5 protein-coding genes and 1 pseudogene are annotated in these 5,121 nt (G+C 59.8%); all 6 read right to left on the bottom strand.

Annotated features, from left to right (window positions below):
* On the bottom strand, window positions 1–1,014 hold a 1,014-nt coding region (locus OUZ52_RS22150; RefSeq protein WP_266160766.1), incomplete at its 3' end, for an asparagine synthase-related protein.
* Between the two features lie 198 nt (window positions 1,015–1,212).
* Window positions 1,213–1,389, bottom strand: a complete 177-nt coding sequence (locus OUZ52_RS22145) for a hypothetical protein (RefSeq protein ID WP_266160765.1) — start codon at window positions 1,387–1,389, stop codon at window positions 1,213–1,215.
* 724 nt (window positions 1,390–2,113) lie between these two features.
* Window positions 2,114–2,635, bottom strand: a complete 522-nt coding sequence (locus OUZ52_RS22140; protein ID WP_266160764.1) for a hypothetical protein — start codon at window positions 2,633–2,635, stop codon at window positions 2,114–2,116.
* Between the two features lie 80 nt (window positions 2,636–2,715).
* Window positions 2,716–3,488, bottom strand: a pseudogene (locus OUZ52_RS22135) (acetyl-CoA carboxylase carboxyltransferase subunit beta).
* Between the two features lie 26 nt (window positions 3,489–3,514).
* On the bottom strand, window positions 3,515–4,315 hold the full coding sequence (gene trpA, locus OUZ52_RS22130; RefSeq protein ID WP_266160763.1) for a tryptophan synthase subunit alpha: 801 nt from the start codon (window positions 4,313–4,315) through the stop codon (window positions 3,515–3,517).
* The coding region (gene trpB, locus OUZ52_RS22125; RefSeq protein WP_266160762.1) for a tryptophan synthase subunit beta at window positions 4,312–5,121 on the bottom strand (810 nt) is incomplete at its 5' end. The genes trpA and trpB, both read right to left, overlap by 4 nt.

The raw sequence follows: 5,121 nt of genomic DNA, 5'->3' as shown, positions 1-5,121 counted from the left end.
TGCCGCGCTCAATGCGCGGGGAGTCAGCAACTGCTCGGCATAGCGCGAGGCCTGTTCTTGCTCTGGGTTCGCCGATGCTTTGCCGTGCTCTTGCGGCGTTTCGTCGCCATAGGCGGGGAACAGTTCGTCTCCGCCGATGCCGGTGAAAAGCAGGTCGCGTCCTTCGGCTCGAACCGAATCCCACAACGCGCTGCACGCTTCCAGGTAGTACTCCTGATTCAATCCCAGCGACTGCCCGGGGCGCCGCCGCAAATCGAGGCTTGGCGGAAACGCTGCCATTTCCACGGTATGGTCGACCAAGCCAAGCCGATTGGCGATCCATTGACGCCGCTGCAGCTGAGGCTGGCGAACATCGCCATCCAGTAAAATACCCCGGCTCGACATCTGTCCGTGAATGGCTGTCATCGCGCATGCCACCGTGGCCGAATCCTTGCCTCCACTCAGCTCCACCGCTACGCCAGCCGCGGTTATCGGTCGAGCCGATACGGTGCGGTGCAAAAGCTGGCTAAACATCGCCAAGGCATCGCGCCCCTTCGGTAACGGCGATGCGACGGTCTCCTGCACTGGTGCGGGATACTGGTAATTCGCCTTGCCCGGCTCCAGGTAGAACGAGGCCCGTTCCGTCAGCAGCGTGACGCCAACGCATAGCTGTCGCGCGGAATAAAACGTATGCAGGGCAAGTCGATGGCTGGCGATTTCAGGATCGATCAGCAAGGGGCCGGTAGCGAAATCGCCGAAATCCCAGGACACCGTAAGCTGATCGTTGAGCGCGCGGCAGTACACGGGAACAGAGCCGAGCACGCCCGCTCGCACCCTGATTCGAGATCCCGCGCGAGCGCCCTCGATCATCACATAGTCGAGCGGCCACAGCAGCGACTCTTGGTAAAGTCGATTGAATTGGTCGGCATCAACATCCCTGCTTGCGGCCACGCTGTCGCGCGGCGCCGAGGCATGGCGCTCTCTTACCGTCACGAACCATTGGCCTTCCGTGCGCACCAGCAACATCTCGAGCATGGGGTGCGGATAAGGCGTAATCCGACTCTTTCCCAATGCGATTGAACCCTCGCTCCATGCCGCATTAAGTGATAGATCGGATAAAGCAATATCGGCCTTTAGCATGATCGACCTCTATCCACAAAAAAACCGCCTCTCGCTAAAGAGGCGGCTTCGCATCGTTTGCGAACAATGCTCAAGATACGCATTGAGGCTGAATTAGTCTTGGTCGCAACCAAAGCCGCGACTCGCGTGAGCGAGATCTCCCGGCTGGTTAAATTTAGGCGCGCGTTTCTCTACCGGCATTTGATTCTGTAGCGGCCCTTCCATACGAATACCGAAGGGATTTATTCCGCTCACCCTATCTTCGTGCAAAACAACGTTCAGCTGTTCCATGAGTGCACTCCATTGGGAGATATGCCGCGATATGGCGGCATTCCAAAACCTATCACGGCCTTGTGCCGCCCGACAGTGAATTCGGGGTGCAGGAGTATGGCCCTGCGTACGCCCGCTCATTATCTGGCTTGATTGGCGCTAAACCTCGGTTGCCGTCCGTGACATGTCTTAGAAATGCAGCCAGCCGACTCGCAAATCCATCTTCGGCAGGCTTGCAGTCGGGCACCCGTCTGGCTTATGGGCCCCCATGCTCTTGCCGCAAAAGGACGCCCTGTCTCGAATAGATAAATAAGCGCTCGCTGTCTGGCGCGCAGCAGCCATAACCTGTACCTGGGCTGCCGAGATAAGGGCGGACGAACACAGTCCACTCATCATCGATAAGTACAGCGTCCAGTTGGCAACCGTCGACCGATTGGTCCGCAGGGTAGCAGAAGGACGAGGAGTCACTCTCCGCCAAGACGGCGATTTCGCGCTCCAAAGGCGGATGGTGCATAGACGTGAGAATGTCGGCACGAAGTATTGCCGACCTATCCCGAACAAACTCAGCCGTGTGGTGATCTTTCGAACGTATGTGAAAATCGATGAGAGCAGCCAGCATGACAAGCGCACAGGCTAATAGCGAAACAGCCTTCCAGTTCACTCACCTGCACTCCCGATGCCTTGAGTAACGTAGGACGGACTTTGATCTGGCATGTCATCTACGGGTCGGAAACGAATGTCCCGCTTACGCCACCCCATTAAAGGCCAGCTCAGAAAACTCTCGGGTTTCTGGATCATATAGCGCACCCCAGAAGGCATCGCCGCCATCGCAAACCATAACCGGCTTGTGCTTCCAAAGGTCCCGTTCTTTGGAATGGGCACTCAATATCGAATAGTGAAACGCGTTGATGTAAACGTACTGCCTGCCTCGTATCGTTATCCCAACATATTGCCTGACATACGACTCAGGATTTCGCACTGATTCGTCCGAAATACAACATTGTTTCGGCTTTAGGCTGGAAAGCTTATTCAGATCGCTTTCCAGCTGCATCACCACGGTCGGCGGAACCACCCATGTGCCATCGACATGCTGTGGTGTGGGGCGCGAGCATTGCTTGAGAACGGACTCGGCCTGGTTCGGCGGCAATACGGCCGCATGCTCCATGTGGATTAACCCGGTTGTCTTGCACGCTTTGTTGAGCTTGGAATCCATTGAAATGCTTGCTTCGCCAGCAAAACCTGGGCTCAAGCACGGACGAAAGCGCATAGCCGCCGCCTGCCCTGGTGGAGGAAAAAAGTTTGCGGCAAGCGAATACTCCCCTTGTCGGCAAGGGGAGTCGCAGAGCATCAGGCGGCGCGTGGCGCCTTGCTCAACAGGCCGAGCACATCGGCCAGTTTGTCGCGCATCTCGCGACGGTCGACGATCATGTCGATGGCGCCGTGCTCAAGCAGAAATTCCGAGCGCTGGAAACCTTCCGGCAAGGTCTCACGCACGGTTTGCTCGATCACGCGTGGGCCGGCGAAACCGATCAGCGCTTTCGGCTCGGCCACATTGATGTCGCCAAGCATGCCAAGGCTGGCCGACACGCCGCCAGTGGTCGGATGAGTCAGCACGCTGATATACGGCACCCCGGCATCGCGCATGCGCGCCAGCGCCGCCGAGGTCTTGGCCATCTGCATCAGCGAGAACAACGCCTCTTGCATGCGTGCACCGCCGGTGGCGGAGAAGCACACCAGCCCACTACGTTCGGCCAGCGCTCGCTCGGCAGCACGGGTGAATTTTTCACCGACCACCGAGCCCATCGAACCGCCCATGTAGGCAAATTCGAAGGCCACCGCCATCAGCGGGCGACCCTTGAGCTTGCCGCTCATCGCGATCATCGCGTCTTTTTCGCCGGTGGACTTCTGTGCCGCGGTAATGCATTCAGGCGCATACGCGCCTCGATGTAGTGGTGATGGCCGCACTTGGGGCAAACCATCAGGTTGCGTTCCAGCTCAGGCCGGTACAACACCGCCGCGCAACCGCCGCACTTTTCCCAGACACCTTCGGGCACTTTGCCCTTGCCGATGTTGTTCTGCGCGCGCGCGCGCGGCGTCATGATTTTTTGCAGCCAATTCATTTGAACACCTCAAAGCTACAGCTAGCTCAACCTGCATCTAACGCGGCACGGATGGGCGCCAGGAAGCCTGTCGCTCGTGCCGCGATGTCCTCGGCGGTAACAGCACCTGCCAGCCGCTCGACCAGCGCGCTGCCAATGACCACGGCATCGGCGAATCCGGCGATGGCCTTGGCGCTTTGTGCATCGCGTACGCCGAAACCCACCGCCACCGGCGTTCTGGCCCGAGCGCGGATATCGGCCACGCGTGCGGCGATATCGGTCGTACTCAAATGCCCTGCCCCGGTGATGCCCGCAAACGACACATAGTACAAGAAACCCTCTGCCGACCCGCATAGCTGCGCCATACGCGCGGGTGCGGTGGTCGGCGCGGCCAACAGGATTTGTTGCAACCCGGCGTCGCGCAAGGGCTGCAATACGGCCGATTCCTCCAGCGGACAATCCACTAACAGCACACCATCGACCCCGGCAGTCACCGCCTCTTGCGCGAAACGCGCATAGCCATGAATTTCAACCGGGTTGAGATAGCCCATCAGCACGATCGGAGTTTCGCTATCGCGCTGACGAAATTCGGCAACCCAGCGCAGCACATCAGCCAATCCCACGCCCTTGGCAATCGCCCGCTCACTGGCGTGCTGAATCACCGGACCGTCGGCCATCGGATCAGAAAACGGCACGCCCAACTCGATCACATCGGCACCCGCCGCGACCAACGCATGCATCAACGCGACGCCGTGCTCGGGGGCGGGGTCGCCAGCGGTCACAAAGGGAATCAGGCCGGTGCGGCCAGCGCTCTTGAGGGCGGCAAAGCGGCGATCGATGCGGCTCATACCGTCACTCCTTCACGCGCGGCAATGGTGTGCACGTCTTTGTCGCCGCGCCCGGAGAGGTTGCATAGCACCAGCTGGTCTTTTGGCATCTCGCGCGCCAGCTTGATCGCCTGCGCTACGGCATGACTGGATTCCAGCGCCGCAAGAATACCCTCGGTGCGTGCCAGTAGATGGAACGCTTCCAGCGCTTCGTCGTCGGTCACGCCGACATATTCGGCGCGGCCGGCATCCTTGAGAAACGCGTGCTCGGGACCCACGCCGGGGTAATCCAGGCCGGCGGAAACGGAATGTGTCTCGGTGATCTGACCGTTGTCGTCACACAGCACGTAGGTGCGATTGCCGTGCAAGACACCGGGGCGCCCAGCCGCCAGCGAGGCGGCGTGATGCCCGGTGGCAATACCCTCGCCGGCCGCTTCCGCGCCGACGATGCGCACCTGCGCGTCATTCAAGAAGGCATGAAACAGGCCGATGGCGTTGGAGCCACCGCCGACACAGGCCGTGATGGCATCCGGCAGGCGGCCGTATTGCTGCAGCATCTGCTCGCGCGCCTCGCGACCGACGATGCTGTTGAAATCGCGCACCATCAGCGGATAAGGATGCGGACCGGCCACGGTGCCGATGATGTAGAAGGTATCGGCAACATTGGTGACCCAATCGCGCATCGCTTCGTTGAGCGCGTCTTTCAGGGTCTTTGACCCGGAGGTCACTGGCACCACTTCGGCGCCCAGCAGCTTCATCCGGTAGACGTTGATCTTTTGCCGTTCGATATCTACCGCGCCCATGTAGACCACGCATTTCAGCCCGAA

This window comes from Dyella silvatica, from assembly GCF_026283955.1.
Lineage (GTDB): Bacteria > Pseudomonadota > Gammaproteobacteria > Xanthomonadales > Rhodanobacteraceae > Dyella_C > Dyella_C silvatica.
This window is presented reverse-complemented; position numbering and strand designations above follow the sequence as displayed.

Coding starts and splice junctions, on each gene's coding strand:
- OUZ52_RS22145 (WP_266160765.1), bottom strand. CDS start 1,389: ATGGAACAGCTGAACGTTGTTTTGCACGAAGATAGGGTGAGCGGAATA.
- OUZ52_RS22140 (WP_266160764.1), bottom strand. CDS start 2,635: ATGCGCTTTCGTCCGTGCTTGAGCCCAGGTTTTGCTGGCGAAGCAAGC.
- trpA (WP_266160763.1), bottom strand. CDS start 4,315: ATGAGCCGCATCGATCGCCGCTTTGCCGCCCTCAAGAGCGCTGGCCGC.